25 protein-coding genes are annotated in these 26,620 nt (G+C 70.7%); 15 read left to right on the forward strand and 10 right to left on the reverse strand.

Annotated elements, in window-relative coordinates; translation table 11 throughout:
* The coding region (locus E3O23_RS05185) for a hypothetical protein (RefSeq protein ID WP_198415138.1) at positions 1–604 on the reverse strand (604 nt) is incomplete at its 3' end.
* Positions 605–720: 116 nt separating this feature from the next.
* Between E3O23_RS05185 and E3O23_RS05190 the strand changes: the two genes are divergently transcribed.
* The 4 genes from E3O23_RS05190 to E3O23_RS05205 all read left to right on the forward strand — a co-directional run bounded on the left by E3O23_RS05190 (position 721) and on the right by E3O23_RS05205 (position 5,611).
* A complete protein-coding gene (locus E3O23_RS05190; RefSeq protein WP_134488840.1) occupies positions 721–2,724 on the forward strand; it encodes a thioredoxin domain-containing protein in 2,004 nt (667 codons plus the stop codon).
* Complete coding sequence (locus tag E3O23_RS05195; protein WP_134488842.1) at positions 2,721–3,095, forward strand: DUF488 domain-containing protein; 375 nt, start codon at positions 2,721–2,723, stop codon at positions 3,093–3,095. The genes E3O23_RS05190 and E3O23_RS05195 overlap by 4 nt, the downstream gene beginning before the upstream one ends.
* 147 nt (positions 3,096–3,242) lie before the next feature.
* On the forward strand, positions 3,243–3,668 hold the full coding sequence (locus E3O23_RS05200; RefSeq protein ID WP_134488844.1) for a DUF1761 domain-containing protein: 426 nt from the start codon (positions 3,243–3,245) through the stop codon (positions 3,666–3,668).
* Between the two features lie 242 nt (positions 3,669–3,910).
* On the forward strand, positions 3,911–5,611 hold the full coding sequence (locus E3O23_RS05205; protein ID WP_134488846.1) for a stealth family protein: 1,701 nt from the start codon (positions 3,911–3,913) through the stop codon (positions 5,609–5,611).
* Here the strand turns inward: E3O23_RS05205 and E3O23_RS05210 are convergent.
* The 4 genes from E3O23_RS05210 to E3O23_RS05225 form a co-directional block, all read right to left on the reverse strand.
* A complete protein-coding gene (locus E3O23_RS05210; protein WP_134488848.1) occupies positions 5,541–6,479 on the reverse strand; it encodes a phosphodiesterase in 939 nt (312 codons plus the stop codon). The two genes, E3O23_RS05205 and E3O23_RS05210, sit on opposite strands and share 71 nt — an antisense overlap.
* Positions 6,480–6,701: 222 nt before the next feature.
* Positions 6,702–7,151 (reverse strand): Hsp20/alpha crystallin family protein, encoded by a 450-nt coding sequence (locus E3O23_RS05215; protein ID WP_134488850.1) that lies wholly within the window; start codon positions 7,149–7,151, stop codon positions 6,702–6,704.
* A gap of 211 nt (positions 7,152–7,362) precedes the next feature.
* Positions 7,363–7,629 (reverse strand): hypothetical protein, encoded by a 267-nt coding sequence (locus E3O23_RS05220; protein ID WP_134488852.1) that lies wholly within the window; start codon positions 7,627–7,629, stop codon positions 7,363–7,365.
* A 95-nt stretch (positions 7,630–7,724) separates the two neighbouring features.
* Positions 7,725–8,273, reverse strand: a complete 549-nt coding sequence (locus E3O23_RS05225) for an OsmC family protein (protein ID WP_134488854.1) — start codon at positions 8,271–8,273, stop codon at positions 7,725–7,727.
* Positions 8,274–8,556: 283 nt separating this feature from the next.
* Here E3O23_RS05225 and E3O23_RS05230 point away from each other — a divergent pair, with 283 nt between their 5' ends.
* The 4 genes from E3O23_RS05230 (at position 8,557) to E3O23_RS05245 (ending at position 12,810) form a co-directional block, all read left to right on the forward strand.
* Positions 8,557–9,378: a phosphatase PAP2 family protein gene (locus E3O23_RS05230; protein ID WP_241983331.1), complete on the forward strand. Its 822-nt coding sequence runs from the start codon at positions 8,557–8,559 to the stop codon at positions 9,376–9,378.
* A 113-nt stretch (positions 9,379–9,491) separates the two neighbouring features.
* Positions 9,492–10,778, forward strand: a complete 1,287-nt coding sequence (locus E3O23_RS05235) for a type III polyketide synthase (protein WP_241983332.1) — start codon at positions 9,492–9,494, stop codon at positions 10,776–10,778.
* 3 nt (positions 10,779–10,781) lie between these two features.
* Positions 10,782–11,570: a class I SAM-dependent methyltransferase gene (locus E3O23_RS05240; protein ID WP_134488858.1), complete on the forward strand. Its 789-nt coding sequence runs from the start codon at positions 10,782–10,784 to the stop codon at positions 11,568–11,570.
* Positions 11,563–12,810 carry an FAD-dependent oxidoreductase gene (locus tag E3O23_RS05245; protein WP_134488859.1) on the forward strand — a complete coding sequence of 416 codons (1,248 nt, stop codon included), beginning with the start codon at positions 11,563–11,565 and terminating at the stop codon, positions 12,808–12,810. The genes E3O23_RS05240 and E3O23_RS05245 overlap by 8 nt, the downstream gene beginning before the upstream one ends.
* A 150-nt stretch (positions 12,811–12,960) precedes the next feature.
* Here the strand turns inward: E3O23_RS05245 and galK are convergent, their stop codons facing one another.
* Together galK and galT are read right to left on the reverse strand one after the other, a co-directional pair.
* Complete coding sequence (gene galK, locus E3O23_RS05250; RefSeq protein WP_174776599.1) at positions 12,961–14,166, reverse strand: galactokinase; 1,206 nt, start codon at positions 14,164–14,166, stop codon at positions 12,961–12,963.
* Positions 14,163–15,338 carry a galactose-1-phosphate uridylyltransferase gene (gene galT / locus E3O23_RS05255; protein WP_134488861.1) on the reverse strand — a complete coding sequence of 392 codons (1,176 nt, stop codon included), beginning with the start codon at positions 15,336–15,338 and terminating at the stop codon, positions 14,163–14,165. Before galT ends, galK begins: the two co-directional genes overlap by 4 nt.
* Positions 15,339–15,423: 85 nt before the next feature.
* Between galT and E3O23_RS05260 the strand changes: the two genes are divergently transcribed.
* Both E3O23_RS05260 and E3O23_RS05265 read left to right on the forward strand, forming a co-directional pair.
* Positions 15,424–16,374, forward strand: coding sequence for a DeoR/GlpR family DNA-binding transcription regulator (locus tag E3O23_RS05260; RefSeq protein ID WP_134488863.1), 951 nt, complete (start codon positions 15,424–15,426; stop codon positions 16,372–16,374).
* A gap of 34 nt (positions 16,375–16,408) precedes the next feature.
* The gene (locus E3O23_RS05265; RefSeq protein WP_134488865.1) at positions 16,409–17,278 is read left to right on the forward strand and encodes an SDR family oxidoreductase; all 870 of its coding nucleotides are present in this window, start codon (positions 16,409–16,411) and stop codon (positions 17,276–17,278) included.
* Between the two features lie 63 nt (positions 17,279–17,341).
* Here E3O23_RS05265 and E3O23_RS05270 read toward each other — a convergent pair whose 3' ends face one another.
* The 3 genes from E3O23_RS05270 to E3O23_RS05280 are packed head-to-tail and all read right to left on the reverse strand — an operon-like array spanning position 17,342 to position 18,948.
* Positions 17,342–17,587 (reverse strand): hypothetical protein, encoded by a 246-nt coding sequence (locus tag E3O23_RS05270; RefSeq protein WP_134488867.1) that lies wholly within the window; start codon positions 17,585–17,587, stop codon positions 17,342–17,344.
* 17 nt (positions 17,588–17,604) lie between these two features.
* The gene (locus E3O23_RS05275) at positions 17,605–17,874 is read right to left on the reverse strand and encodes an acylphosphatase (protein WP_198415139.1); all 270 of its coding nucleotides are present in this window, start codon (positions 17,872–17,874) and stop codon (positions 17,605–17,607) included.
* A gap of 51 nt (positions 17,875–17,925) precedes the next feature.
* The gene (locus tag E3O23_RS05280; protein ID WP_134488871.1) at positions 17,926–18,948 is read right to left on the reverse strand and encodes a LacI family DNA-binding transcriptional regulator; all 1,023 of its coding nucleotides are present in this window, start codon (positions 18,946–18,948) and stop codon (positions 17,926–17,928) included.
* Between the two features lie 176 nt (positions 18,949–19,124).
* On the opposite strand from E3O23_RS05280, the gene E3O23_RS05285 reads away from it, so the two are divergent.
* The 5 genes from E3O23_RS05285 (at position 19,125) to E3O23_RS05305 (ending at position 26,577) form a co-directional block, all read left to right on the forward strand.
* Entirely contained in the window at positions 19,125–21,161 is a 2,037-nt protein-coding gene (locus tag E3O23_RS05285; RefSeq protein WP_134488873.1) for a beta-galactosidase, read from the forward strand.
* Positions 21,158–22,093 carry a carbohydrate ABC transporter permease gene (locus tag E3O23_RS05290; protein ID WP_134488875.1) on the forward strand — a complete coding sequence of 312 codons (936 nt, stop codon included), beginning with the start codon at positions 21,158–21,160 and terminating at the stop codon, positions 22,091–22,093. The genes E3O23_RS05285 and E3O23_RS05290 overlap by 4 nt, the downstream gene beginning before the upstream one ends.
* A gap of 56 nt (positions 22,094–22,149) precedes the next feature.
* Positions 22,150–23,010, forward strand: a complete 861-nt coding sequence (locus E3O23_RS05295) for a carbohydrate ABC transporter permease (RefSeq protein ID WP_134488883.1) — start codon at positions 22,150–22,152, stop codon at positions 23,008–23,010.
* A gap of 62 nt (positions 23,011–23,072) precedes the next feature.
* Entirely contained in the window at positions 23,073–24,404 is a 1,332-nt protein-coding gene (locus tag E3O23_RS05300) for a sugar ABC transporter substrate-binding protein (protein ID WP_134488877.1), read from the forward strand.
* A gap of 49 nt (positions 24,405–24,453) precedes the next feature.
* Positions 24,454–26,577: an alpha-galactosidase gene (locus tag E3O23_RS05305; RefSeq protein WP_134488879.1), complete on the forward strand. Its 2,124-nt coding sequence runs from the start codon at positions 24,454–24,456 to the stop codon at positions 26,575–26,577.
* Positions 26,578–26,620: the final 43 nt, after the last annotated feature.

Genomic DNA, 26,620 nt, shown 5'->3' on the forward strand with positions numbered 1-26,620 from the left:
CCAGCAGCGCGGCGAAGCGGCGCCGTCGCCAGGGGCCGCCGGCGACCAGCCCGAACTCGGCCCGGACGCCGGGCCCGTCGGTCCGGCCCGCTGCTCCCGCTGCTCCCGCAGCCCCTGCCGTGTCCTCGCCCTCGGCGTCCGGCCCGGCGTTGACGCCGGCCCTGGCCCCGCCATCACGCCGCCGAGCCGCCTGCTGGGCCGGCCGATCGGCTGCGGAGCCGGCCTCGAAACCGGCCTCGGTCCCGCTCTCCGCAGCGGTCAGGACGGCGTCGAGCGCGGCGTCCTCCTGGGTCTGTTCGCGCATGCGCGTCCGCAACTGGTGTTCGGCCTCCGTGGCGTACACCGTGCGCAACGTGATCGGGTCCACGAATTCCACGAGCGGTTCTGGGTCCGTATGCAAGCGATACACGGCGGCCTTCAGGTCGATCAGTTCCGCCGCCGGATCGGGCCGCCCGGCCGGGGTCGGCGAGAGCGGATTGGCCCGCCACCAGAGGGCGTCGCAGACGTCGACCCGGCCGCGGTAGGTGGTCCGTAGCCTGGTGCGAAGATCTGAGTCTTTCTGCGCGGCGGTCCAGAGCCGTTGCGCCAGGATTTCCTGTGTCACGCGCAGCTTCTTTGTTCGAAACGGAGCCCGATGGCGCCAGAATATCCCCCTCGGTCCACGGTCAACAGGGGGTGCGGTGCAGTGTGTCGGGCAAAGGTGCGGAGCAGAATGGAGCCATGCCCAACCGCCTGGCCACAGCCATCAGCCCCTACCTGCGTTCGCACGCGGACAACCCGGTCGACTGGCACGGCTGGGGAGCGGATGCCTTCGCCGAGGCACGCGCACGGGACCTGCCGGTGCTCGTCTCGATCGGCTATTCGACCTGCCACTGGTGCCACGTGATGGCGCGGGAGAGCTTCAGCGACCCGGAACTGGCGGCCTATCTCAACGAGCGCTTCGTCAGCATCAAGGTCGACCGTGAGGAGCATCCGGATGTCGACGCGAGCTACCTCGCCGCGGCCGGCGCGTTCATCGAGGGGCTGGGCTGGCCGCTGAACGTGTTCGTCACCCCGGACGGACGGGCGTTCCACGCCGGGACCTATTTCCCGCCGCAGCCGATGCGCGGCCAGCCCGCGTTCCGGCAGGTGCTGGAAGCCGTCACGGAGGCCTGGACCACGCGGCGCGACGAGGTCGTCGCCAGCGCCGCGCTCCTGTCGGCGGCCATCACCGAGGGAGTACGGAAGCATCGCGGCGGCGGCGCGCTGCCGGACTCGGCCACGCTCGGCCGCACGGTCGCCGAACTCGCCGCCTACGAAGACACGACCCATGGCGGCTTCGGCGGAGCCCCGAAGTTCCCGGCGGCGCCGGCGCTCTCGTTCCTGCTCGCCCAGCCCGCCGTCCAGCCCGGCGTCCAGCCCGGAGATGGGCGGGCCCTGGCGCTGCGCACGCTCAAACGGATGGGGGCGTCCCCCCTTCGCGACCCGGTCGAAGGCGGCTTCTTCCGGTACGCCGTGCACCGTGACTGGAGTGAACCGCACTACGAACGGATGCTCTACGACAACGCCCAGCTCCTCGAGCTGTACACCCGCGCGTGGCAACTCACGGGCGAGCAGTGGGCGCGGTCGGTCGCCGAGGGGGTCGCGGACTTCCTCATCACGGTCATGCAGCTGCCCGGCGGCGGCTTCGCCAGCGCCCAGGACTCGGAAAGCATGGTCGCCGGCAGGCGCGTCGAGGGTGGTTACTACGCGCTGGAGGCCGAGGACCGCGCGCGCGAAACCGCGCCGGCACTCGACGAGAAGGTGCTCACGGGCTGGAACGGGCTCGCCATCGGGGCGCTCGCCCTCGCCGGGTTCGCCTTCGCCAACGACACGTTCACCCGGGCCGCGCGCCGGGCCGCGGACTTCCTGCTCGCGAACCACCTCCGCGCGCACCACCAGGAGGATCGCGGCACCCTCGTGCGGGCGTCCATCGACGGCCGGATTTCGACGGCCCCGGCCACCCTCGAGGACTACGGGATGTTCGCACGCGGCCTCCTTCGGCTCGCCCTGGTTACGGGGGAGTGCGACTACGCCATCGCGGCGCGCCGCCTGATCGACAGCACGCTAACCCCGGCCACCGACAGTCCTGACAGTCCTGACAGTCCTGACAGCCCGAACAGTCCCGCCCTTCCCGTCGACCGCCCCGGTGCGCAGCCGTTCAGCGCGCCGAACGGGCCCGACCCGGTGCTGGCCGAGCAGGGCCTGGCCCTGGACACCGACCCGTCCGAGGGCGCCTACCCCTCCGGGCTGAGCGCCGTCGCGGATGCCGCCGAGCTGCTCTACCTCCTCACGGCCGAGCGGCGCTACCGCGCGGCCGCGGAGCATGCGATGGGGACATTCGCCGAGCTGGCCCCGGGCCGTCCGCTCGCCTTCGGGGCCGCGCTGCGGCTCATCTCGCAGCTGGCTGCGCCGGTCGAGCAGCTCGTCGTCGTCACGCCCGGCGCGTTGCCCGACACGGTGCCCGACCTCGCACCGGCCGACCCGGCGGGCCTGCTCGCCGCCGTTCGCCGGCAGACGAGCGGGCTCGTCGCATCCGTCACCGAGGCGCAGGCGTCGGCCTTCGCCGCCTCGGGATTCGAGCTCTTCGCGGAGCGCACCACCCGCGGCGGAGCGCCGACTGCCTACCTTTGCCGCGACTTCGTCTGCCGGCTGCCGGTCACCGATCCGGACGACCTGGACCCGACGGGAGCGCTGAACCCATGAACATCGCCCTCAAACGCATCTACGACGACCCGGCCGACGACGACGGTTGCCGGGTGCTGGTCGACCGGCTTTGGCCGCGGGGGGTCTCCACCGAGCGTGCGCGGCTCGACGCCTGGCTGAAGGAGGTCGCCCCATCGACCGAGCTGCGCCGCTGGTTCCACGCCGGGGGGAGTTTCGACGAGTTCACGGTTCGGTACCGGACCGAACTCGACGCGAATCCGGCGACCGTGCAGGCCGTGGACGAGCTGCGGGAGCTCGCCGCGGAGCGCGCACCGGGACGCCTTACCCTGCTCTACGGCGCCCGGGAGCCCCACGACAACCACGCGCGCGTCCTGGCCGACTATCTGACCGACACGGCCGACGACGGCTGACACGGCCGACGGCGACCGACACAGCCCAGATGCCTGACGCTGCGGCAGGCGACTGACGCCCGGAAATCCCGGCCGCCGCCGGCGCGGGGCGCTAGCATCGGGGCAACCGCGCCGGCACCGGCCCGGCGCCGCCGAGAGGACCCCGTCATGATCCCCGAAGTCAACATCTGGGCCGTCCTGCTGGCCACCGCCTCGAGCATGGTCGTCGGCTCGATCTGGTACGCGCGGCGGGTGTTCGGCACCTACTGGATGAAGGCGGTCGGCCACACCTCGGAAACCATGGGCGGAGCGGCCGCGCCGATCATCGTCACGGTCGTCGTCAGCTTCATCACCGCCTGGGTGCTGGCCGGATGCGCCGCGATCGTGCAGAACTTCTACGGCGGCAGCTTCCTCGCCAACACGGTCCTGACCGCGGTCATCCTGTGGGCCGGCTTCACCGCGGCGCGCATGGTCACCCACGACGCGTTCGACCGCCGGCCGTGGGGCCTGACCGTGCTCAACATCGCCCACGAGCTGGTCACCCTGGTGATCATGGCCCTGATCATCGGCCTGTTCGGGATCAGCGCCCTCTAACCCGCCGCTGGCAGTGGGACGGTCCCGCCGAGGGTGCCGGCACCATGCGCAGGTGGCCTCAGGGGACAATCTCGGCTCACAGCCCGGCGGCGTACACTGGAGGAAGCGCCACCGCGTTCCGCCGGCTGCTTCGCTCTCGGTTTCGAACCTCAGCGCAGCGCTTCGGTGATACCGGACGCACTCCCCTTGGCATAGCGTGTGGTTGCCTCGTGAACGAGTGTTCCCACCCCCTGAGGAGGACCATGGCGACATTCGATCGATCAGAGACACAGAGTGCGGATGCCCCGGCCGTCCCGGCCCTCGTGCTGAGCACCGAACCCGAACTGGTGCTGATCACACCCGACCCGCGAACCCGCCGTTTCGACCGCGACGACCTCGTCGTGCGCAAGGGTGAAATCGCCCTGATCAACGGCAACTTCACGCCCCAGGAATCCATGGTCAAGGACCTGCTCGCCGTGCGTGACGCCCTCGAGGCCGCCGGCATCGACTTCCTGCTCGTGCGCGGCGACGGCGGCCGCCCGGTCATCGCGGTCGACCGCAAGAGGCGCAAGGCGCTCACCCGGGTGCTCGCCGCGGCGTTCGCCAACGAGCCGTTCTACGCCAAGCCGCTGGACGGCGCCCGGACCGAGCCGCTCCTGCTCGCCGACGGCGCCCTCACCGCGCTGCGCAAGTCGTCCGTCTTCCGCGTGTACCGTCCGCGGATCGAACCGATCGGCCGGCTCCGCTACGGCTCGCAGACCGCCTTCCAGCTGGAACTGTGGCGGTTCGACGACGTCGAGATCGTCGCCCCGGTCGAGAACCAGCTCATGCGCACCCGGATGCCGCGTTCCGAGGCCCGTGAGACCACCATCGAACTGTACGGGCGCAGCTGGCGCACCCTGCAGAACATGTTCGACGACCTCGCCAGCGACATCACGTTCGACATCGACATGGTCTTCTCCTGGGTCGACGGCTCCTCCACCGACTTCCAGCGCGAACGCGCCAAGCGGATGAAGGCCTACGTCGTGGGCGAGGGCGACGAGTCGGATGCCCGCTTCCGGCAGATCGACGAGCTCAAGTACGCGCTGCGCAGCGTCTACCTGTTCGCCCCCTGGGTGCGCCGCATCTTCATCGCCACGGATTCGCCCGCGCCCGAGTGGCTGGCGGACCACCCGAAGGTCACGCTCATGCGCAGCGAAGACTTCTTCCCGGACACGAGCGTGCTGCCCACGCACAACTCGCACGCCGTCGAGAGCCAGTTGCATCGCATCCCGGGCCTGGCCGAGCACTTCCTCTACTCCAACGACGACATGTTCTTCGGTCGTCCGCTCGGGCCGGAGCTGTTCTTCTCCCCTGGCGGGGTGACGAAGTTCATCGAGGCGTCGACCCGCATCGGGCTGGGCGAGAACGACCCGACCCGCAGCGGATTCGAGAACGCGGCGCGCGTGAACCGTGCGCTGCTGCGGGACCGCTTCGGCAAGGTCACCACCCGCCACCTCGAGCACACCGCCGCGCCCATGCGGAAGAGCGTCATGCGCGAACTCGAGGCCGAGTTCCCGGAGGACTTCGCCCGCACGGCCGCGAGCCAGTTCCGCTCGGCGACCGACATCTCGGTCACGAACTCGCTGTACCACTACTACGCGCTGATGACCGGTCGCGCGGTCGCTCAGACCCAGGCAAAGTCGCTCTACGTGGAGACGACCCTGCGGGTCGCCCTCCGGCAGATGAACCGGCTGCGCAAGCGTCGCGACCAGGACATGTTCTGCCTGAACGACGGCAGTTTCCCGGAGATCTCGGACGCGGTGCGCGTGGCCGCGGTGACCGAGTTCCTGGAACTGTACTTCCCGATCGCGGCGCCCTGGGAGCGCGAGAGCCAGGTCGCCGGCGAAGCCGTTAGTGCAGGACGCGAATCGGTGTGGTCATCGGCGGTTCACGGAACACTGGCAGAGTACCCGCAGGAGTGAACTCGACCCGCGCCGCGGCGAGGCGCCGGGCGCTCTCGGCGGGGTCGATGTAGTCGAGCGTGGGGTAGGACCCGAGCGGCACGACAGAGTGCAGCACCGTGTCCTGGTACACATGCACGAGATTGAACGCGCGGGCGCCGTCGCGGCCGCGCGTTCCGCCGACCGGCACGTTGAGGTCCTGGGTGTAGCAGGTGGCCGAGGCGACCGACACCGGGATGCCCGCGAAGGTCGCGGTCGAGGAGTAGTGCAGGTGCCCGGCGATGATGCTGCGCACATCCGTGCCGCGCAGCACCCCGGCCAGGGCGCTCTGGTCGCGGAGTTCGACGGCCGCAGCGAGGTCGAGCATGCTCGGCACCGGCGGGTGGTGCATGGCGAGGATCGTGCCATCCGGTGCGGGAACCCGGAGTTTGGCGGCCAGCCAGGTCAGGCTCGCCGGGGAGATCTCCCCGTGGTGGTGCCCGGGCACGGAGGTGTCCAGCGTGATCACGCGCAGGCCGTTCACGTTGTGCACGCGGTTGACCGGGTTCGTGGTCGGCAGCTCGTCGAGCAGGTTCGCGCGGAAGGCGGCCCGGTCGTCGTGGTTGCCCATCACCCAGATCACCTGGGAACCGAGGCGCGCCGCCGCCGGCTCGACGATGCGGCGCAACTGGTCGTAGGCATCCGGCTCGCCCTTGTCGGCCAGGTCGCCGGTGACGACGATGGCCTCCGGTCGACCGCCGGATGCCTCAACTTCGTCGAATAACTGGGCGAGGTGTGCGGCACTGTCGACGCTGTCGTAGAGGCGATGGCCTCCGGCGAGCAGGTGCGTGTCACTGAGATGAAGCAGGAAATGTTCCGGCCTGGGGTGCTCGGCCGTTCGAATGTTCACGGAGCTTCCATTCGTTTCGGAAGTACGCACTCTGCGACGGCGCACTAACGGTACTGGCTCTATTCGAACAGATGAACATGAACAACGGGTAATCGGCGCGCCCCCCGAAAAGGGCACCAGGTGGCGGGTGCGTGAATTCGGCGCGACACAAAGGGCCCGGAGTATTCTCCGGGCCCAGTGTGGCCTGCTGAATGTGCAGAAGTGCCTGGATGTGCAGAAGTGCTACGAGCCGCTGATCTGGCGGTCGGCTCCCTCTTTCACGGTCAACATGTCTTCGTTCGAACTCTTCACCTGGATCTTGCGCGGCATGGCCGACGCGCTCACCGGGATCGTGACGCTCAGGACGCCGTTCGCGTAGGTCGCGCTGATCTTGTCGATGTCGATGCCCTGACCGAGGTTGAGCTGGCGAAGGAACGATCCGGCCATGCGCTCCCGGGTGATCCACTTCACGTTCTCGTGGTTCGCCATGGTGCGCTCGGCCCGGATGGTGAGCAACTGGCCATCGACATCGATGTCGACGGAGCCGGGATCGATCCCGGGCATGTCCGCGCTGAGCACGTAGTGGTCGCCCTCGCGGTACAGGTCCATCGGCATGATTCGCGGGCCGCGCGCGTCCATCAGGGCTCCGGCTACGCGATCCAGTTCGCGGAATGGGTCGAAGTTCATTGCCATTGTCAACTCGCTCTCTGCGGTCCGGGAAACCGGCCCCGCTCTCGTTTCCAGACTTGAGCCCAAAGGGCTCAACTATGACGATTTTACCCCCCGAATAGGGGGTCGCAAGGGGTTCCTGTTCGTCCGCGGCGAAGGTATCGTGCGGCCGGGGGCGGACGGCCGCGTCATCGCGGGTCGGGGCCAGGGGTGGGCGGCTGCTAACCGATGGGCGTTACGGGTGGGTCAGGCCGCTGCTCGTGCCGGGCAGGGAAGGCCTGCCGCCCTCGCCCTCGTAGGGCTCTGCGGGTTCGTGCGCCGCCTCGGCGGCGCGGCGACGTTCCGCCTCGAAATCGCCCTCGAGCCCGGTGAATCCGTAGCTTTCCGCGCCGGGCTTTGCGGACGACCTCCTCCTGGACGCTTTCGTGCGTGGCTCAGCGTCGTGCGATTCTGTGTTGTGCGAGTCCGGGTTGCCTTTCCGGTCGCGGCGCCAGGAGAACATACCTCGTACGCTACGCCGACGGGCCCTGAAATCAAGCGGCGATCGCTGATCGCGAACAAGCGAACGGGCGGGCGAATCGGCCCGCCCGCCCGGTTCTAGTTGGCGGTGAGCGAGACCGTAACCGGGGTCGGGTTCGCGAAGAGGTCGAGCACCGGGCAGTGGGCATCCACCGCGGAGTGCAGTTCCGCATAGCGCTCGTCCGATTCCGGACCGGTCACCCGCACGTTGAGGCGCACGGCGGAGAATCCGGGGCGTACGGTGTCGTCGATGCCGAACAGGCCGCGCGCGTCCAGGTCGCCCTCGGCCGTGGCCGAGATGGAGTCGACCCGGATGCCGAGGTTCTGCGCGTACAGGCGATAGACCACGATCTGGCAGGAGATGAGTGCGCCCAGGGCGTATTCGACCGGGCTCGCGGCGATGTCGTCGCCGGCGAGGGCGGCCGGCTCGTCGACGAAGAAGACCTGCTTGCCGGCGGTGATCCGGCTGGCAACCGAACCCTCGCCGTCGCCCGTGACGGTGTAGGACAGCTGCGCGCTGGCGACGTTGGCGGTGATCCGGTCCGCCCAGGCCGTGCCGGCGGAGACGAGGCGAGCGGAGCGCTCGTCGGCGGAAATGGGGCGGGCGGTCGGGGCGGTGAGGGTCACGGGGGCTGCTTCCTGAGATGAGATGTGCGGAGGGAGATGTGCGGGGCGGGGGTTTCAGAGTACGAGCGATTGCGGCCTCCGCCCGGCCGCGCGTTCACACGCCGTAATGCTGCCGGTCACACGGCGTAACCCTGGCCCCTTGCGCTCGCAGCCGATCGGCGTAGGTTCGGTTGGACATCGGACGCAAGTCAGATTAGAAGGGCCTCGGCGGCTGTCTCAGTTACCGGGGCCCTTCGCTGCGCGGGGCTCAGGTGGAACGGGCCTCGCTGTGCGAAGGTGGACCGTGCTCAGCCGATCCAATCCCTACCGCTTTCTCGGCGGAGCCCTGCTCGCGACCGCCGTATTCGCGGCGCTGTACCTCTTCTTCGTGCGCACCCACGCCGGGCAGGCGGCCGACCAGCTCGCCTACGATGGCGCGGACTTCGGGCGCCGGAGCGTGACCCCGTTCACGCAGGGAATCCTCGACTGGCTGCCGATGGCCTCGGCCGTGGTCGGCCTGCTCCTGACGATCGTCATCGCGCTGATCCGGCGACACCTGAAGACCTTCGTCGTTGCCGTCGGGGTCGCCGGCGCCGCGATCGCGACGACCCAGCTGCTCAAGTACGGCATTCTCACCCGTCCGGACCTCGGCGTGGAGGGCTACGCCGGCAATTCATTCCCGTCCGGGCATACGACCGTCGCCGCGGCATCCGCGCTGGCGCTCTTCCTCGTCGCGAGCCCCCGGACCCGGTCGAAGGTGGGCGTCTGGGGCACCGTGTTCGCCGTGCTCGCGGGCCTGTCGACCCTGGCCGACCAGTGGCACCGACCCAGCGACGTGATCGCCGCGCTGCTCGTGGTCGCCTTCTGGGGATGCGTGGGCGGGGCCGTGCTCTCGGTCAACCGGGGCGCCGTCGACCCACCTCCGCACGACTCCCCGAGCCGCCAGTGGTGGATCGCGATTCCCTTCGCGATCGTGTCCGGGCTTGCGCTGGTCGTCACCCTCCTCGATGCGTCGGCCGGGGCATCCGGAGCCCTCATCGCCTACATCGGCGGCCTCACGGCGATCGCCGCGTCCGGTTTCCTCATCGCGGTCACGGCCACCCGCCTCTTCGCGCCCCTGCCCTGACCGCTCGCCCCTGCCCTGCCCCGCTCCGTACTGCCCGGCCGGGCTGGGCGCGAGGCTGAATGGCGGCCGTGAAAAGGGTGTGCCCGGCGGCGGCCGCGTGTCACACTGGGCGCATGGCCGTCACTCTCAGAGCGCTCCAGACCGTTGTCCCGCCGACAATCCTGATCCAGGACCAGGTGCGAGATGTTTTCGCCGCCCAGCCGGATCTCAGCCGGCTCGCCCAGCGACTGGTGTCGACCTCCTTCAACCTCTCCGGCATTGACAAACGGCACACGGTGATCGAGGAGCTGACCCTCGACGCCGACGCGGCCGATCCGCGGTTCTTCGACCCGGTCACGCAGCGGCTGCTCATGCCGAGCACGAAGGTGCGCAACGAGCTCTACATCACCGAGGCCACGAAGCTGTTCGTCGAGGCCGGACGGCAGGCGCTCGAGGCCTGCCCCGGCATCGACGCCGCGGATGTGACCCACGTCGTCACCGTGTCGTGCACCGGGTTCTACGCGCCCGGCCCCGACTACATGCTGGTGCGGGAGCTCGGCCTCAGCCCCGCCACGCAGCGCTATCACCTCGGCTTCATGGGCTGCTACGCCTCGATGCCCGCGCTCCGCACCGCCAGGCAGTTCGTCCTGGCCGACCCCAACGCGGTCGTGCTCGTGGTCAGCGCCGAGCTGTGCTCCCTGCACCTGCGTACCTCCAACGACCCGGACACGATCGTCGCCTCCTCCCTGTTCGCGGATGGCGCGGCCGCCGGCATCGTGAGCAGCCGACGCCCGGAGCCCGGCGAGGTCGCGCTCAACCTCGACCACTTCGAGACCGTGATCACCCCGGTCGGCGAGGGGGACATGGCCTGGAAGATCGGCGACGAGGGCTTCGAAATGGTGCTCAGCTCCTATGTGCCGCACATCATCGACGAGCACATCGAGCGGGCGCTCGCGCCGCTGTTCGACCGCGACGAGACCCTCGCCGGGCTGCTCCCGGCCCAGGAGGTCACGGTCCTGGCCGATGTGCTCTCCGAGGTCCTCGCCGGGTCGCTGGTCGCGTCGGGCGCCGGCGCAGGGCTGCCGGACGAGCCCGTGGCTTCGGGCGCGGGTGCTCTGGCGGGCGCGGGCCCGGGTTCGCCCGATTCCCTGAGCACGGCCATCGCACACTGGGCGATCCACCCGGGAGGTCGCAGCATCCTGGACAAGACCGAGGCCAAGCTGGGCCTCACCGAAGCCCAGCTCGTGCCGTCCCGCGAGACCCTGCGCCAGTACGGCAACATGAGCAGCGCCACGATCCTCTTCGTGATGAAGGCCATCATGGACGCGCCGACGACCGAGGACGGCCAGCGTGTTTGCGCCATGGCGTTCGGGCCCGGGCTGACCGTCGAGTCCGGCCTGATGACCGTCGCCGTCGGCTAGGGCATGGGTTCTCGCTCGCCGGGTCTGCCCTCGCTGCGGGTGCGCGCGAGCGACGCCGTCGAACTCATGGACGACCCCGCGTGCGACCCCGAACGGCTCGCCCGCACCTACGCCGACTTCCGGATCGTGAACGCGTTCGTGTCGGGCTGGCGTGGAATGTACCGCCGCGACATCCGCCCGGCGTTGTCCCGCAGCCGGCCGCGAACGCTGCTCGACATCGGCTCCGGCGGCGGCGACGTGGCGCGGGCGCTTGCCCGGTGGGCCGCGCGCGACGGGCTGCTGCTGCAGGTCACGGCGATCGACCCGGATGCCCGTGCCCACGCCTACGCCACCGGCCTGCCGCCGCTGCCGGGGCTGACGTTCCGGCGGGCGCTGAGCTCCGAACTCGTCGCCGAGGGTGCCCGGTTCGATTTCGTCGTGTCCAACCACGTGCTGCACCACCTCGGTGCGGCGGAGCTCGGCGGGCTGCTCGTCGACTCGGAGCGGCTGTGCGCCGGGCGGGTGCTGCACAGCGACATCGAGCGGAGCCGGCCGGCCTACCTCGGCTTCGGGCTGGCGACCTGGCCGTTCTTCCGCGGCTCGTTCATCCGCGCCGACGGGCTCACCTCGATCCGGCGGAGCTTCACGGCCGCGGAGCTCCGGGCCGTGCTGCCCGGGGGGTGGAAGGTCACGCGGGAGGTCCCCTCGCGGCTGGTGCTGCGGTGGGAGCCGCCGGCGGTGGCGGCGGTGGCCTCGGCGGCAGTGGCCTCGGCCGGTGCGCCGGGCTCGGGGTCGGGGTCGACGGATGCGTGACGTCGTCATCGTCGGCGGGGGACCGGTCGGCATCCTGCTCGGCATCCTGCTCGCGGTGCGCGGCGTCGATGTGGAGGTGCTCGAGCAGCGCTCGCAGCCGTCCATGCGGTCGCGGGCGATCGGCATCCACCCGCCGTCCCTCGGGGTGCTGGAGCAGATCGGCGTGGCCGACGACCTGATCGCGCGGGCGGTGCAGATCCGCGGCGGCGTCGTTCGTTGCGGCGGGCGCACGTTGGGGCGGCTGTCGTTCACGGAGGCCGCGGCGCCCTATCCGTTCGTCGTCGCCCTTCCCCAGTACGAGACCGAGGCCCTGCTGCGGGCGAGGTTCGAGCGGCTCCGGCCCGGCGGGCTGCGCCAGGGTGTCACCGTGCTCGGCGTGCGCGACCTCGGAGACCACGTGGAGGTCGCGACCGAGGTTGCGGGCTCGGGCGGCCGCGCGATCCGCGCCCGCTACGTGGTCGGCGCGGACGGCGCCCGAAGCGTCGTGCGGGACGCGCTGCGGATTGGCTGGACCTCGCGCGGCCGCGGCGAGACGTACCTGATGGGCGACTTCGCCGAGGCCGAGGCCGAGGCCGGCGCCGACGCCGGCGGGTCTGCCGCGGGCCTGCCTGCTCCCGGATTCGCCGCCTCCGGTGTGCCTGCGTCCATCGGGCCCGGCTCCGTGGCTGCCGGCGCGCGCGGCGGCGAGGCCGTGCTGTACTTCGAGCGGGGCGGAGTGGTCGAGTCCTTTCCGCTGCCGAACGGCCGGCGCCGGTGGGTGGCCATGACCGCTGGGCTGGCGACAGAGGCCAGTTCGGCGGACCTGGCTCGGATCATCCGGGACCGCACCGGGGTGGTCCTGCCGCCGTCGGCCGACCCGCCGAGCGCGTTTTCGGTGCATCAGCGCCTCGCCGACCGGATGCTGGCGGGACGCATCAGCCTGGTCGGCGACGCGGCCCACGAGATCAGTCCGATCGGCGGGCAGGGAATGAACCTCGGCTGGCTCGACGCGGTCGCCCTGGCGCCGGCGCTGGCCCGGGCGCTGGCCGATCCGTCCGAGGCGGGGCCCGCGCTCGCCGCGTTCGACCGGCGCCGTCGCCGCTCCGCCCGGATGGCCACGCGCCAGGCCGGTTTCAACATGGCGATGGGCCGCCCGGCCGGCGGTCTGCGCCTGCGGGTTCGGAACGCGCTCGTGCGCGCCCTCGCGGTGCCGCCGGCCCGGGGAATCCTCGCCCGCGCGTTCACCATGCGCTGGCTCTGACCCGTCCGCCCGCCCCGCCCGCCCCGTCGCGCCGCCCACCGAGTGACCCCGTTTCCGCCGAGAATCGCCGTTGCAACGGGGATTCTCGGCGGATTCGGCGATTCTCGGTGAACCCGGGCACCGACGGGCGCGGGCGGGGCGGCCGGCCGGCTACTGCTCGCGGCGGGCGCCGTCGGCGGCGTGCACGTCGAAGATGACCGGAGCGCGGAAGCCCCGGGCGACGAAGGCGGCCGCCACGGCGGCCTCCACCTCGGGAACCAGCGCGCGCGGGGTCAGCGCGATGGCCGCCCCGCCGAAACCTCCGCCGGTCATCCGCGCCCCGAGGGCGCCGGCGCCGCGCGCAGCCTCGACCGCGAGGTCGAGCTCCGGGACGGAGATTTCGAAGTCGTCGCGCATCGAGGCGTGCGAGGCATCCAGCAGCCCGGCGATGCGCGCCGGCCCGTGTTCCCGGAGCGTGCGCACGGTGTCGAGCACGCGCTGGTTCTCGGTGATGATGTGCCGAACCCGCCGGAACGTTTCGTCATCGAGCACGGCGGCGGCGCGGGGGAGGTCGTCGACGCCGAGATCCCGGAGCGAGGACGCGCCCATGGCGGCCGCGCCCGCCTCGCAGGATGCCCGGCGTGAGGCGTACCCGCCGGTCGCGTGCGAGTGGCTCACCCGGGTGTCGATGATCAGCACGTCGAGTCCGGCCGCGTCGAACCCGAGCGGAATCACTTCGCTCTCGAGGCTGCGGCAGTCCAGGAAGACGCCGGCGTCGGCCCGGCCGAGCAGGGAAGCGGACTGGTCCATGATCCCGGTCGGCGCGCCCACGGCACGGTTCTCGGCTAGCTGGCCGACCCGGGCAAGGGTACGCCGGTCGAGCCCGAGGCCCCAGACGTCGCTGAGGGCGAGAGCCACGGCGCTCTCGATCGCCGCGGAGGAGGACAGCCCGGCACCGATCGGCACGTCCGAGTCGATGAAGGCCTCGAAACCGGGGACCGTCGTGAGATCGGCACCGAACTGCCCGAGCGCCCAGGCCACGCCGAGCGGATACGCGGACCAGCCGGCCAGGTTCTCCGGGATGAGTTCGTCGAGGGAGATCTCGATGGCCTCGGCGGCGAAGGAACTCGCCACCCGGATGATCCGGTCCTCGCGCGGGGCGAGCGCGACGACCGTGCGGCGGTCGATGGCGAACGGGAAGACGAACCCCTCGTTGTAGTCGGTGTGCTCGCCGATCAGGTTCACGCGCCCGGGGGCCGACCAGATGCCGGCCGGACGGCGGTTGAACCGGCTCAGGAAATCGGCCTGCACGATGTCGGTCAGCGCGGTGGCGCCCCCAAGGGTGTCGCCCGGTCCGGGGGAGTCGAGCCCGCTCATGCCAGTGCCTTCCCGGCATCGGCCGCAGCATCCTCGGCGGCCGCGCGCAGCACGGCATCCCGGATCGTGGCGGCGGCCTGCTCCGGCAGCACATCGCCGATCCAGGCGCCCATGGCCGCCTCCGAACCGGCCAGGTACTTCAGCCTGCTCTCGGCCCGGCGCGGGCTGGTCACCTGCAGCATGAGGCGGATGTCGTCCCGCCGCAGGTGCACCGGGGCCTGGTGCCAGGCGGCGATGTACGGCGTCGGCGTGGGGTACAGGGCGTCGATGCCGCGCAGCAGGCGCCGGTAGAGCACCGCCAGCTCGTCACGCTCTGCGAGGGTCGTCTCGGCGAAATCAGGCAACTGCCGATGCGGCAGCATGTGCACCTCGATCGGCCAGCGGGCGGCGAAGGGCACGAAGGCGGTCCAGTGCTCGCCGCTGAGGATGACCCGGTCGCCGGCCTGCTCGCTCGCGAGGATGTCCGCGAACAGGGTCGGACCGTACGAGTCGAGCGACTCGACCAGGCGCTGTGTGCGCGGCGTGACGTACGGGTACGAGTAGATCTGCCCGTGCGGATGCCGCAGCGTCACGCCGATCTCCTCGCCCCGGTTCTCGAACGGGAAGACCTGCTCGACGCCGGGCAGCCTGGACAGGGCGTGCGTGCGCTCCGCCCAGGCCTCGATCACCGTGCGCGCTCGGGTGACCGAGAGGCTCGCGAAGGATCCCTCGTGCTCGGGGCTGAAGCAGACCACCTCACACCGCCCGACCGAGGTGCGGGTGCGGCCCAGGCCGATGGCGGCGAGGTCGGCCAGGCCGTCCGGGGCATCCGCATCGGTCAGCAGCGGGCCGAAGGAGGGGGACTTGTTCTCGAACACGACGACGTCGTAGTTGCTCGGCACCTCGGACGGGTTCTCCGGGGTGGACGGCGCGAGCGGGTCGAGGTGCGCGGGCGGAAGGAACACCCGGTTCTGCCGCGAGGCCGCGATCGACACCCACTCGCCGGTGAGCGGATCCTGCCGCATGCTCGCGGTCGCCGGGCGGGGCTCAAGCTCGCGGAGGTCGGGCGCGCGATCGGGCGGCAGGGCCGTGTCGGGGTCGTCGAAGTAGATGAGCTCGCGCCCGTCCGCGAGGACGTGCTGCTGCCGGGCGATACGGGTGTCGGCGACGAAGGCCGGGGATGCTGTGTTCATGGCAGGAACCACGATAACTGATCTTCACTTGTGAAACTAGTGCTTTCGTATTGAAAAGCAACGCCAACTAAGTGAAGATGGGGAGATGGCTTCAGCAGACACGCAGGCGGGTACCCGGGCAGGCACTCGGGCCGGCACCCGGCCGGACACGCAGTCGGACGGCCAGGCGGACAGCCAGCCGGACAGCCGAACGGGCAGCCAGCCCCACGCCCCGGGCGACCGCGACGCGCTGCCCGCCCACCTCCGGCGCGAGCGGATCCGCCGGCTCGTCGACGAGCGCGGCTTCGTGCGCGTCGCCGAGCTGCGGGAAGCCTTCGGGGTGTCCGGCGTCACCGCCCGGGCCGACCTCGACGTGCTGGTCGGCGACGGCGTCGTGCAGCGCGTGCACGGCGGCGCGGTGCCCGCGCATGCCGTCGGCGGCGCAGCTCGAGCCGGCCGGCCCGAACGCGAGTCCTCGTTCGAGGAGGCGCTCGCCTCGGCCGTGCTGCCCAAGCGCCAGATCGGCGAACTCGCCGCGTCGCTGGTCCGCAGCGGCCAGAGCGTGATCCTCGACGTGGGCACGACGACGCTGGCGATCGCCCGAGCCCTGCGCGCCCGCGCCGACCTCACCGACGTCGTGATCATCACGAACGGGCTGAGCATCGCGCTCGAACTCGAGCCGGCCATCCCCAGGTTCTCGGTCATCGTCACCGGCGGGTCCCTCCGCCCGCTGCAGCACTCGCTCGTCGAGCCGCTGGCCGGCACCGTGCTCGACCAGGTACACGCCGACCTCGCCTTCATCGGCTGCAACGGCGTCGACCCCGAGCACGGCGTGACCAACATCAACCTCCCCGAGGCCGCCGTGAAGACCCGGATGCTGGCCGCCACCGCCCGCGCGATCGTCGTCGCCGAGGGCTCCAAGCTCGGCCAGGTGCACCTCGGCCGGGTCGGACCGCTCGCCGCCTTCGACCTGCTCATCACGGATGCCGCGGCCGACCCGTCGACGCTCGCGCTCCTCCGCGAAACCGGGCTCGACGTGCTCCAGCCGGAGGAGTAGGGGCGGGAGCCCGCGCGTCGCCTAGCATGATGCCATGAGCCTGCCCGCGCCCGAGTCAGTGTCCGTGCCCGCAAACGCGCCGGTGCCCGGCAACACGCCCGAGCCCGGCGCCGCGCCCCTGCCCCTGCCCGCCGCCTGGAGCCTGGCCGGACGCACCGCCCTGGTGACCGGCGCCGGAAGCGGCTCCGGCATCGGGTTCGCCGCGGCCCGGATGCTCGGCGAACTCGGCGCCCGGGTCGTCATCACCGCGACCACGGGCCGGGCGCACGAGCGCGCGGCCGAGCTCCGGGAACTCGGCGTCGCGGCATCCGGAATCGTCTGCACCCTTGATTCCGAAGCCGGCGCCCGGATGCTCAGCGACGGCCTGGCCTCGGCGGGCCTGGAGCCGACCATCCTGGTGAACAACGCCGGCATGGTCGCGGTCGGCGATGCCGAGATGGCGCACGGCGACATCCTCGGCAGCACCGCCGACTGGGAGCGCGGCCTCGCGATCAACCTGTCCACGGCGTTCCACGCCACCCGGGCGGTGATCGGCTTCATGCGCGCCGCCGGCTGGGGGCGGATCGTCACGGTGTCGAGCGTGAGCGGCCCGGTGATGGCCTCCCGCGGGGACATTGCCTACGCGGCGGCCAAGGCCGGGCTGGCCGGGCTGACCCGGGCGCTCGCCGTGGACGAGTCCCCGCGCGGGATCACCGCCAACGCCGTTGCCCCCGGCTGGATCGCCACCGGGTCCCAGCTGCCGAGCGAGGCGATCGAGGGTGCGCTGGTGCCGGCCGGGCGCAGCGGGACCGCGGCGGAGGTGGCATCCGTGATCGCCTGGCTCGCCTCGCCGGGAGCGTCCTACGTGACGGGGCAGACGATCGTCGTCGACGGCGGCAACAGCGTGGCGGAAGAGCGGCGCTGACCGCGGGACCGGTGTCAGCCGGCGGGCCGCACGAGCCGACTCCGAGCCGGCCGGCGGCCTGGCTCAGTCGACGCTGCGGTCCGCGGCCGAGAGCTGCGGCGTGATCGGCGGAAACGGCGGCTCGCCCGTGAATCCCTTGTCGGCGGCCGCGGAGGCCGCCCGGCGGTTCTTCTCCAGCCAGTTGTGGTGGTCCCGCAGTCCGCGGCTGACCGCCACGCGCACGACGCCGTAGATGAGCAGCAGGGCCGCGCTTCCCGAGATGATCCAGGCGAGGAGCAGGTACAGGGAAGTGATCGCGAGCGGGTCCATGCCGAGGATTCTCGCAGCTAGTACGTGATCGTGAAGTCGGCCTCGCCGAGCGGCGGGATGTCGGACACGTCGAGCGAGTCGACGATCGCCGACCGCGGCCCGTGGGCGAGCCAGGCGAGCATCCGCGCCACGGCGGCATCCGGCCCCTCGAGTTCGAGCTCGACGGAGCCGTCCCGACGGTTGCGCACGTAACCGGCCAGGTTCAGGTGGGATGCCTCGGTGAGCGCGAAGTACCGGAACCCGACGCCCTGCACCTGGCCTCGCACGACGGCATGTTTGCGGATCACAGGGCCATTCTGCTCCGCCGGCCGCGACGCTCGATCCGCCGGCAGCCCAGGTCAGGCCGAGTCGCGCCAGACGATGGGGGTGTCGAGCAGGATGCCGCCGAGGTCGGGCTCCTCGCCGCGCAACTGGGCCAGCACCGATTCGGCCGCCGCCTCGCCGAGGCCCGCCGCCGGCTGGTGCACCGTGGAGAGGGGCGGCTGGCAGCGCAGCGCCCACGCGCTGTCGTCGAAGCCGACCACGCCCACGTCGCCGGGGACGCTGCGGCCGGCCTCGCGCAGCGCCTCGAGCGCCCCGGCCGCCACGGCGTCGGAGGCCGCGAACACGCCGTCGAGATCCGGTGCGCGCTCCAGCAGGCGCCGCATGCCGTCGACACCGGCCGAGAACGCGTACAGCGGCACGTCCTCCACCAGGGCCGGGTCGAACCGGGGGCCGAGCGCGTCGCGGAAGCCGGCCAGCCGGTCGGCGCCCGAGTCGCGGTCGAGCGCGGCGGCGATCATCCCGATGCGCTTGCGCCCGGTGCCGATGAGGCGTTCGGTGATCGCGCGCGCCGAGCTGCGGTTGTCGATGCCGACGAAGGGCAGCTGGCGGAGGTCCGGCGGATGCCCGACGAAGACGGACGGCAGGGCGAGCTTCTCCACGATCCGGGTGATCGGGTCGTTCTGGCGGGCCGAGACGATGATGACGCCGTCGACGAAACCGCCGCTGAGGTACCGGGCGACGCGGTCGTTGTCGCGGTCGGAGTCGATGATGAGGCAGACCATCTGGTAGTCGGCGCTGGAGAGGGCCGTGTTCGCGCCGAGGAGGATCCCGCCGATGTTCGGGTCCTCGAGGAACAGGGAGTGCGGCTCGTGCACGATGAAACCGACCGCCTGCGAACGCTGCATGACCAGGCTGCGGGCGGCGTTGTTCGGCACGTAGCCGACCTTCTCGATGGCCGCCTCGATGGCGATCCTGGCCTGCTCCGACACGTACGGTTCGTCGTTGACGACCCGGCTCACGGTGCCGCGGGACACCCCGGCCTCCACGGCGACATCGTGGATGGTCGCGCGCCTGCGGCGGGCCGGGATGGTGGACATTTCACAACTGTAGCGCCCGAATACTTGACACGGATCGAAACGCCGACATAGTCTGTGCACGTTCACAGAATCTCAATGACGAGTTTTTCATACGTCAACCTGTGCACGTTCACAGAGTTGCCGACGGATGCGTTGTCAACGGAAACATGTCAACGGAACCATCGGCAAGGAACCAGATGAACTCGCGAGCGGCCCGCCCCGGCACACCCGGCACGGCCACCCCCTTCGTGCACGACGGCATCGCCTACGGCTGCGACTACAACCCCGAGCAGTGGGGCCCGGAGGTCTGGGCCGAGGATGTCGCGCTGATGCGTGAAGCCGGCGTCGACCTCGTCGCGATCAACATCTTCGGCTGGTCGCACCTCGAACCGCGGCCGGGGGAGTACGACTTCGACACGCTCGACACGATCATCGAACTGCTGCACGTCGGCGGCATCCGGGTGAACCTCGGCACCGGAACCTCCTCGCCGCCGCCGTGGCTGACCACCCGGCACCCCGAGATCCTGCCGATGACCGAAGACGGCACCACCCGCTACCCCGGCGGGCGCCAGGCCTGGTGCCCGAGCTCACCGGTCTTCCGCGAGCACGCGCTCGCCCTGGTCGAGAAGGTGGCCGAGCGCTACGGCGACCACCCGGCCATCGCGCTCTGGCACGTCTCCAATGAGCTGGGCTGCCACAACGCGCTCTGCTACGACGAAGCCACGGCGGCCGCATTCCGCACCTGGCTGCTGGCCCGGTACGGAACCATCGACGCCCTCAACGACGCCTGGGGCACCTCGTTCTGGAGTCAGCAGTACGGCGACTGGGCCGAGGTCGGGACGCCCAAACTCACCCTGTCCAGCCGCAACCCCGGCCAGGTGCTCGACTTCCACCGGTTCAGCTCCGACGAACTGCTCGGCTACTACCGCAGCGAACTGGCCGTGCTCCGGCGGCACAGCTCCGTGCCGGTGACGACGAACTTCATGGTCACCGCCCACATCCGCAACCTCGACTACTGGCGCTGGGCGCCGGAGGTCGATGTCGTGGCCAACGACCACTACCTCGACCACCGGCTCGGCGACCCGGCCATGGAGCTCGCCTTCGCGGCCGACCTCACCAGGGGACTGGCCGGCGGCAAGGCCTGGCTGCTGATGGAGCAGTCCACCGGAGCGGTCAACTGGCAGCCGCACAACCTGGCCAAGGCGCCGGGCCAGCTGACCCGCAACTCGCTCACCCACGTCGCCCGCGGCGCGGAGGCCGTCTGCTTCTTCCAGTGGCGCGCCTCGCCGCAGGGCTCGGAGAAGTTCCACTCCGCCCTGGTGCCCCACGCCGGCACCGACACCGAACTCTGGCGCGAAGTCGTCTCCCTCGGCCACACCCTTGACCGGCTCGACGAGATCATCGGCACCACGGTTCTCGCGGATGCCGCGATCGTGTTCAGCTGGGAGGCGTGGTGGGCCGGCGACGGCGAATCCCGCCCCTCGCAGTCGGTCCGCTACCTGGAGCAGGTGCACGCCGCCTACTCGGCCCTGCACGAGCTGGGCGTCACCGTCGACATCGTTGCCCCGGGCGCCGACCTCGGCCGCTACCGGCTCGTCGTCGCGCCGAACCTCTACCTCGTCTCCGACGCGCAGGCGGCCAACATCACCGACTACATCGCCGGCGGCGGCCACGCGCTGATCACCTTCTTCAGCGGCATCGTCGACGAAGACGACCGAGTGCGCCTGGGCGGCTACCCGGGGGCATTCCGGGAGGCGCTCGGCATCACCGTCGAGGAGTTCTCGCCCCTCCTGCCCGGCCACCGGGTCACCCTCGACTCCGGCGCCACCGCCGGCCTGTGGACCGAGCGGCTGCGCCTGGCCGGGGCGGATGCCGTGGCCGGCTACCTCGACGGCCCGCTGCCCGGCACCCCGGCCATCACGCGCAACGCCCACGGCGCCGGAACCGCCTGGTACGTCGCCACCGCGCTCGAGTCCGGCGCGTACCGCGACCTCATGCGCACCGTCGCGCAGGGTGCCCGCGTCACCGCGGTCGGCCCGGAGGGCGACGGAAGCGTCGAGGTCGTGCGCCGCGCATCCGCAGACCGCAGCTACCTGTTCGTGGTCAACCACGGGCAGGACGACCTCACCATCCCGGCCAACGGCCACGAACTCGTGACCGGCAGTGCCGTCACCCGCACACTGCGCGTCCCGACCGGAGCCGTGCGCGTGATTAGAGAGGACACCGCAGCATGAGCGCACCCGCCATCCTGACTCCGGATGCACCAATCCGGCCGGCATCGCGAGCCCCCCGCCCCAGGGCGACGGTTCAGCACCGCGGCGCCATCCTCGCCTTCGTGCTCCCCTTCGGCCTGCTCTTCGCCCTGTTCTACCTCGTGCCGATCGGCTACGCGATCTACCAGTCGCTGCTCGTGATCGAGCGTGAGGGCACCTTCGGCCAGGCGCGCGAGGTGTTCGGCGGGTTGACCCAGTACGTGCTCGTGTTCCAGAACGGACCGTTCTGGAACTCCATCGCCCGGGTGCTCACCTTCGGCGCCGTGCAGGTTCCGGTCATGCTCGGCCTGGCGCTGCTGTTCGCCCTGCTGCTCGACTCGCCCCTGCTGCGCGGCAAGCGCTTCTTCCGGCTGGCCTTCTTCGTGCCGTACGCGGTTCCCGGGGTGATCGCTGCGATCATGTGGGGCTTCCTCTACTCGCCCAAGCTCTCCCCGTTCAGCAACATCACCGAAAACATCAACTTCCTCTCCGCGGACCTGGTGCTCTGGGCAATCGCCAACGTGGTCACCTGGGTCTACGTGGGCTACAACATGCTCATCATCTACTCCTCGCTGCTGGCCATTCCGACCGAGTTGTACGAGGCGGCCACGCTCGACGGGGCCGGCCAATGGCGGATCGCCTGGTCGATCAAGATCCCGCTGATCATGCCGGCCATCGTGCTGACGGCGATCTTCTCGATCATCGGCACCCTGCAACTGCTCGCCGAGCCGCAGGTGTTCCGCAGCTTCAGCTCGGCGGTGACGAGCACGTTCACTCCGAACCTGACCGTCTATTCGACCTCGTCAATCCCGAACTTCAACCTGGCCGCCGCGTTCTCGGTGGTGCTGGCCCTGGCCACCTTCATCCTCTCCTTCGCTTTCCTCAAGTTCACGCAGCGGAAGGAAGCCAAGTGAGCACCCGCGTCGACACCCCGATCCCCGTTCGCCCCCGACGGAGCCTGGCCCAGCGGATGAGCCCGCCCGCCCCTGGTCCCCGCGAAAGCCCGCTCGCCCGGGCCGGCGCGCTGATCGTGATGGGCGTCTTCACGCTCTACTTCCTCGTGCCGATCTGGTGGCTCCTCGTGGCCGCCACCAAGAACCGGGCCCAGTTCACCGGCACCAACCCGCTCTGGTTCGCCGACTTCAACCTCTTCGAGAACATCGCGGCGCTGCTCAACTACCGCGACGGGGTCTACCTCAAGTGGCTCCTCAACAGCGCCCTCTACGCCGGAGGCGGAGCCCTGATCGCCACCGTCATCGCCGGCATGTGCGGCTACGCCCTGGCGAAGTACCGCTTCCCGGGCCGCGAACTGCTGTTCAACGTCGTGCTCGGCGGAGTGCTCGTGCCCGCGACGGCGCTCGCCCTGCCGCTGTTCCTGATCTTCAGCCAGGTGAGCCTGACCAACACGTTCTGGGCGGTGTTCCTGCCCAGCCTGGTCAGCCCGTTCGGCGTCTACCTCGCCCGGATCTACGCCGCGGCCAGTGTGCCGGACGAACTGATCGAGGCGGCCAGGCTCGACGGCGCCGGCGAGGTGCGCACCTTCTTCACGGTCTCGATGAAGCTGATGTTCCCCGCCCTGATCACGGTGTTCCTGTTCCAGTTCGTGGCGATCTGGAACAACTTCTTCCTTCCGCTGATCATGCTCCGCGACGAGGCGCTGTTCCCGGTCACGCTCGGGCTCTACGCCTGGAACTCCCAGGTCAACCAGATCCCCGAGATCCGGGCCTACGTGCTCATCGGCGCGCTGCTCTCGATCATCCCGCTGATCATCATCTTCCTGCTCCTCCAGCGCTTCTGGCGGAACGGCCTCGGCGCCGGATCCGTGAAGTAGCCCCCTCGACCGCACCACTAGCGTCACAGCCCCACCCCATCCCACCAAGAGAAAGAAACACCATGCAGATGAAGAAAAGAGCGGTCGCCGTTGCCCTGCTCACGGCGGCCTCGGTTGCCCTGACCGGCTGCGCCACCACAACCTCGACCGGCGGCAGTGCTGCCGCCGGCGACTGCAAGCCGTCCACCGGCAAGGTCAACCTCGACTTCACCACCTGGATCCCGGGCATCGAAGACGTCGTCGCCGTGTGGAACAAGGAGAACCCCGACATCCAGGTGAAGGTGCAGACCGGCCCGAACGGCAACGGCGGTACGTACCAGAACTTCTTCAACCAGCTCAAGGCCGGCAACGCGCCCGACCTCGGCCAGATCGAGTACGACGCCCTGCCGAACTTCCGGGTGCAGGACGGCCTGACCAACCTCGCCGCCTGCGACGGGGTCCTCGACGCGAAGAAGGACTTCGTCGACTGGACCTGGGGCCAGGTCAACTTCGGCGAAGAGGATGCCGTCTATGCGATCCCGCAGGACGCCGGACCGATGGCCATGTTCTACCGTTCCGACCTGTTCAAGGCCAACAACATCGAGGTTCCGACCACCTGGGCCGAGTTCGCCACCGCTGCCGTCGAGGTGCGGAAGACCGGCGCCTACATCACCAACTTCTCGCAGAGCGACATCAACCAGTTCGCCGGCTTCGTCTGGCAGGCCGGCGGCAGCTGGTTCCAGAACGACGGAACCGACTGGACCGTCGACCTGGCCGGTGACACCTCGGTCAAGGTCGCCGACTACTGGCAGGACCTGATCGACCGCGACCTCGTCTCGACGAACCCGCCGTGGACCGACGAGTGGAACAACGCCTACAACACCGGCGCGGCCTGGACCTGGAACTCCGCGGCCTGGGGTGCCAACTCCATCGCCAGCGGCGCCCCGACGACGGCCGGCAAATGGTCCGTCGCGCTGTCCCCGCAGTGGGAAGAGGGCGACAACGCCGCCGGTAACTGGGGTGGCTCGTCCACCGCGGTCTTCAAGGGATCGAAGCACCCCTACGAGGCCTCGAAATTCGCGCTCTGGCTGAACACCTCCGATGAGGCGCTGACCATGCTGAACAAGGCCGCCAACCTGTACCCGGCGGCGAAGTCCGGCCTCGAACTGCCCGCGCTCAAGGAGGGCGTGCCGTTCTACGGCGACCAGGCTATCTACGACGTCTTCGCCGAGGCATCCGCCCAGGTGTCGCCCGACTTCGTCTGGGGACCGACGATGACCCAGGTCTACAACGACGCCTCCGACGGGTTCAAGGCCGCCGTCAGCGGCAACGGCACTCTCACCGAGGCACTGAACGCGACCCAGAAGTCGACGATCGCCGCGCTGACCGCGCAGGCGATCCCGGTCAAGAAGTAGTGTTCCGTACAACAACAACAACCACCACCAGTAGTGAGTAGTCCATGCAGTGATTAGTTACGTTCGTGCCGCGGGCACCAGCCTCGTTCTGGATGCCCGCGGCATTGGCGTGCCCGTCGTCGTGCACTGGGGCGCCGACCTCGGCCCGCTCGACGAGGGCTCGCTCGCGTCGCTGGCCGATGCGGCGGTGCCGGCCGTCGGGCCCAGTTCGATCGACGTGCCCCTTCGCCTGTCGCTGCTCCCCACGCTCGCCGAGGGCTGGAGCGGACGGCCGGGCGTGAGCGGCTTCCGGCCGGGCGGCGGCGGCCCGGGAGCCGGCGGTGCCTCCCTCGACCTGCGCCTGGTCGCGGTGCGGACCCCGGCCGAGAACGCGCTCAGGGTCGAGCTGGCGGATGCCGCGGCATCCGTCTCGGTCACGACCGAGCTGGAACTGAGCGGCGAGGGAGTGCTGCGGCTGCGGCACATCCTCACGAACACCGCCACCGACCCGGCCGGACCGGCCTTCGAGCTGGCCTCCCTCGATGTCGTGCTACCGGTGCCCGACCGCGCGGCCGAGATCCTCGACTTCACCGGGCTCTGGAGCCACGAACGACGTCCGCAGCGCGGTGCGCTCCGCCACGGGATCTGGAGCCGTGAATCGAGGCACGGGCGCCCGGGCCACGACGACCCGTTCCTGCTCGTCGCGGGCACGCCCGGGTTCGGTTTCCGCTCCGGGGAGGTGTGGGCGACCCACCTGGCCTGGAGCGGCGACAAACGCCTCTGGGCGGAGGGCTCGCCGCTCGGCCTGGCGACCCTCGGCAGCGGGGAACTGCTCGCCCCGGGGGAGCTGAGCCTCGCCGCCGGCGCGAGCTACACCGGTCCGTGGACGGTTGCCGTGTATTCGGACGCCGGCCTCGACGGGCTGTCGGCGCGGCTGCATCCGTGGATCAGGTCCTGGTCGACCATCCGGGCGCCCCGCAAGGTCGTGCTGAACACCTGGGAGGCCGTGTATTTCGACCATGACCTGCCCACGCTCACCCGCCTCGTCGACGCGGCCGCGCGGGTGGGCGTGGAGCGCTTCGTTCTCGACGACGGGTGGTTCGCCGGCCGCGTCGACGACCGCCGTGCCCTCGGCGACTGGTTCGTCGACCCGGCGACCTGGCCGGCCGGGCTGCATCCGTTGATCGACCGGGTGCACGCGGCCGGCATGGACTTCGGTCTCTGGGTCGAGCCGGAGATGATCAGCCTCGATTCCGAGACGGCGAGGCGGCATCCGGACTGGGTCCTCGGCCCGGCCGGCGCCCCGACCTGGCGGTTCCAGCGGGTGCTCGACCTGGCCCACCCGGATGCCTTCGCGTACGTCCTGGCCCGGCTCGACGCCCTGCTCGCCGAGTACCCGATCGCGTACCTGAAGTGGGACCACAACCGGGACCTGCTGGCCGGCTCGGCGCACCGGCAGACTCGGGCGCTCTACCGGCTGATCGACGAGCTGCGCGGCAGGCATCCGGGGCTGGAGATCGAGTCCTGCGCCTCCGGCGGGGCGCGGATCGACCTGGGCATCCTCGAACGCGTCGACCGGGTGTGGACCAGCGACACCAACGACCCGCTCGAGCGGCAGCAGATCCAGCGTTACACCGGCGTGCTCGTGCCGCCGGAGTACCTCGGCGGGCACCTGGGCGCGGCAATGGCGCACACCACCTGGCGCAGCTCGGAACTCAGCTTCCGGCTCGCGACGGCGCTGTTCGGCAGCGCCGGGATCGAGTGGGACCTGACGAAGGCCGACGACGCCGAACTGGCCATGATCGCGGGCTGGGTGGCGCAGCACAAGTCGCTGCGGGCGCTGCTGCACAGCGGAACCGTGGTGCGCGCCGACCCCAGTGATCCCGCGCTGGAGGTGCATGGCGTGGTCTCCGTCGACCGCACGGCCGCCGTGTTCGCCGTCGTCGCGCTGGCCGCCCCACGGGCGGCAGTGCCGGCCCCGATCCGGTTCCCGGGGCTCGCGCCGATGCTGCGATACACGGTGCGTCCGCTCATCCTGGGGGCCGCCCCGCGCGTCGTCCAGGATGCTCCGCCGGCCTGGCTCGCCGCCGGCGAGGCGACGCTCAGCGGCGCCGTCCTCGGACTGGTCGGCCTGCCCGGGCCGCTGCTCGCGCCGGAGCAGGCCGCGCTGTTCACGGTCGACGCCGTCGGGTGAGCAGGCCGGTCGCGCCGCCGCCGGGGGGTCCGGCGCCGGCCGG

Origin of the sequence: Cryobacterium tagatosivorans (assembly GCF_004402215.1) — a bacterium.
GTDB lineage: Bacteria > Actinomycetota > Actinomycetes > Actinomycetales > Microbacteriaceae > Cryobacterium > Cryobacterium tagatosivorans.

Bases quoted from the DNA above. Each gene is read 5' to 3' on its own strand.
- E3O23_RS05190 (WP_134488840.1), top strand. From the start codon at position 721: ATGCCCAACCGCCTGGCCACAGCCATCAGCCCCTACCTGCGTTCGCAC.
- E3O23_RS05195 (WP_134488842.1), top strand. From the start codon at position 2,721: ATGAACATCGCCCTCAAACGCATCTACGACGACCCGGCCGACGACGAC.
- E3O23_RS05200 (WP_134488844.1), top strand. From the start codon at position 3,243: ATGATCCCCGAAGTCAACATCTGGGCCGTCCTGCTGGCCACCGCCTCG.
- E3O23_RS05205 (WP_134488846.1), top strand. From the start codon at position 3,911: ATGGCGACATTCGATCGATCAGAGACACAGAGTGCGGATGCCCCGGCC.
- E3O23_RS05215 (WP_134488850.1), bottom strand. From the start codon at position 7,151: ATGGCAATGAACTTCGACCCATTCCGCGAACTGGATCGCGTAGCCGGA.
- E3O23_RS05220 (WP_134488852.1), bottom strand. From the start codon at position 7,629: ATGTTCTCCTGGCGCCGCGACCGGAAAGGCAACCCGGACTCGCACAAC.
- E3O23_RS05235 (WP_241983332.1), top strand. From the start codon at position 9,492: ATGGCCGTCACTCTCAGAGCGCTCCAGACCGTTGTCCCGCCGACAATC.
- E3O23_RS05240 (WP_134488858.1), top strand. From the start codon at position 10,782: ATGGGTTCTCGCTCGCCGGGTCTGCCCTCGCTGCGGGTGCGCGCGAGC.
- E3O23_RS05245 (WP_134488859.1), top strand. From the start codon at position 11,563: ATGCGTGACGTCGTCATCGTCGGCGGGGGACCGGTCGGCATCCTGCTC.
- galK (WP_174776599.1), bottom strand. From the start codon at position 14,166: ATGAGCGGGCTCGACTCCCCCGGACCGGGCGACACCCTTGGGGGCGCC.
- galT (WP_134488861.1), bottom strand. From the start codon at position 15,338: ATGAACACAGCATCCCCGGCCTTCGTCGCCGACACCCGTATCGCCCGG.
- E3O23_RS05260 (WP_134488863.1), top strand. From the start codon at position 15,424: ATGGCTTCAGCAGACACGCAGGCGGGTACCCGGGCAGGCACTCGGGCC.
- E3O23_RS05265 (WP_134488865.1), top strand. From the start codon at position 16,409: ATGAGCCTGCCCGCGCCCGAGTCAGTGTCCGTGCCCGCAAACGCGCCG.
- E3O23_RS05270 (WP_134488867.1), bottom strand. From the start codon at position 17,587: ATGGACCCGCTCGCGATCACTTCCCTGTACCTGCTCCTCGCCTGGATC.
- E3O23_RS05280 (WP_134488871.1), bottom strand. From the start codon at position 18,948: ATGTCCACCATCCCGGCCCGCCGCAGGCGCGCGACCATCCACGATGTC.
- E3O23_RS05285 (WP_134488873.1), top strand. From the start codon at position 19,125: ATGAACTCGCGAGCGGCCCGCCCCGGCACACCCGGCACGGCCACCCCC.
- E3O23_RS05290 (WP_134488875.1), top strand. From the start codon at position 21,158: ATGAGCGCACCCGCCATCCTGACTCCGGATGCACCAATCCGGCCGGCA.
- E3O23_RS05295 (WP_134488883.1), top strand. From the start codon at position 22,150: ATGAGCCCGCCCGCCCCTGGTCCCCGCGAAAGCCCGCTCGCCCGGGCC.
- E3O23_RS05300 (WP_134488877.1), top strand. From the start codon at position 23,073: ATGCAGATGAAGAAAAGAGCGGTCGCCGTTGCCCTGCTCACGGCGGCC.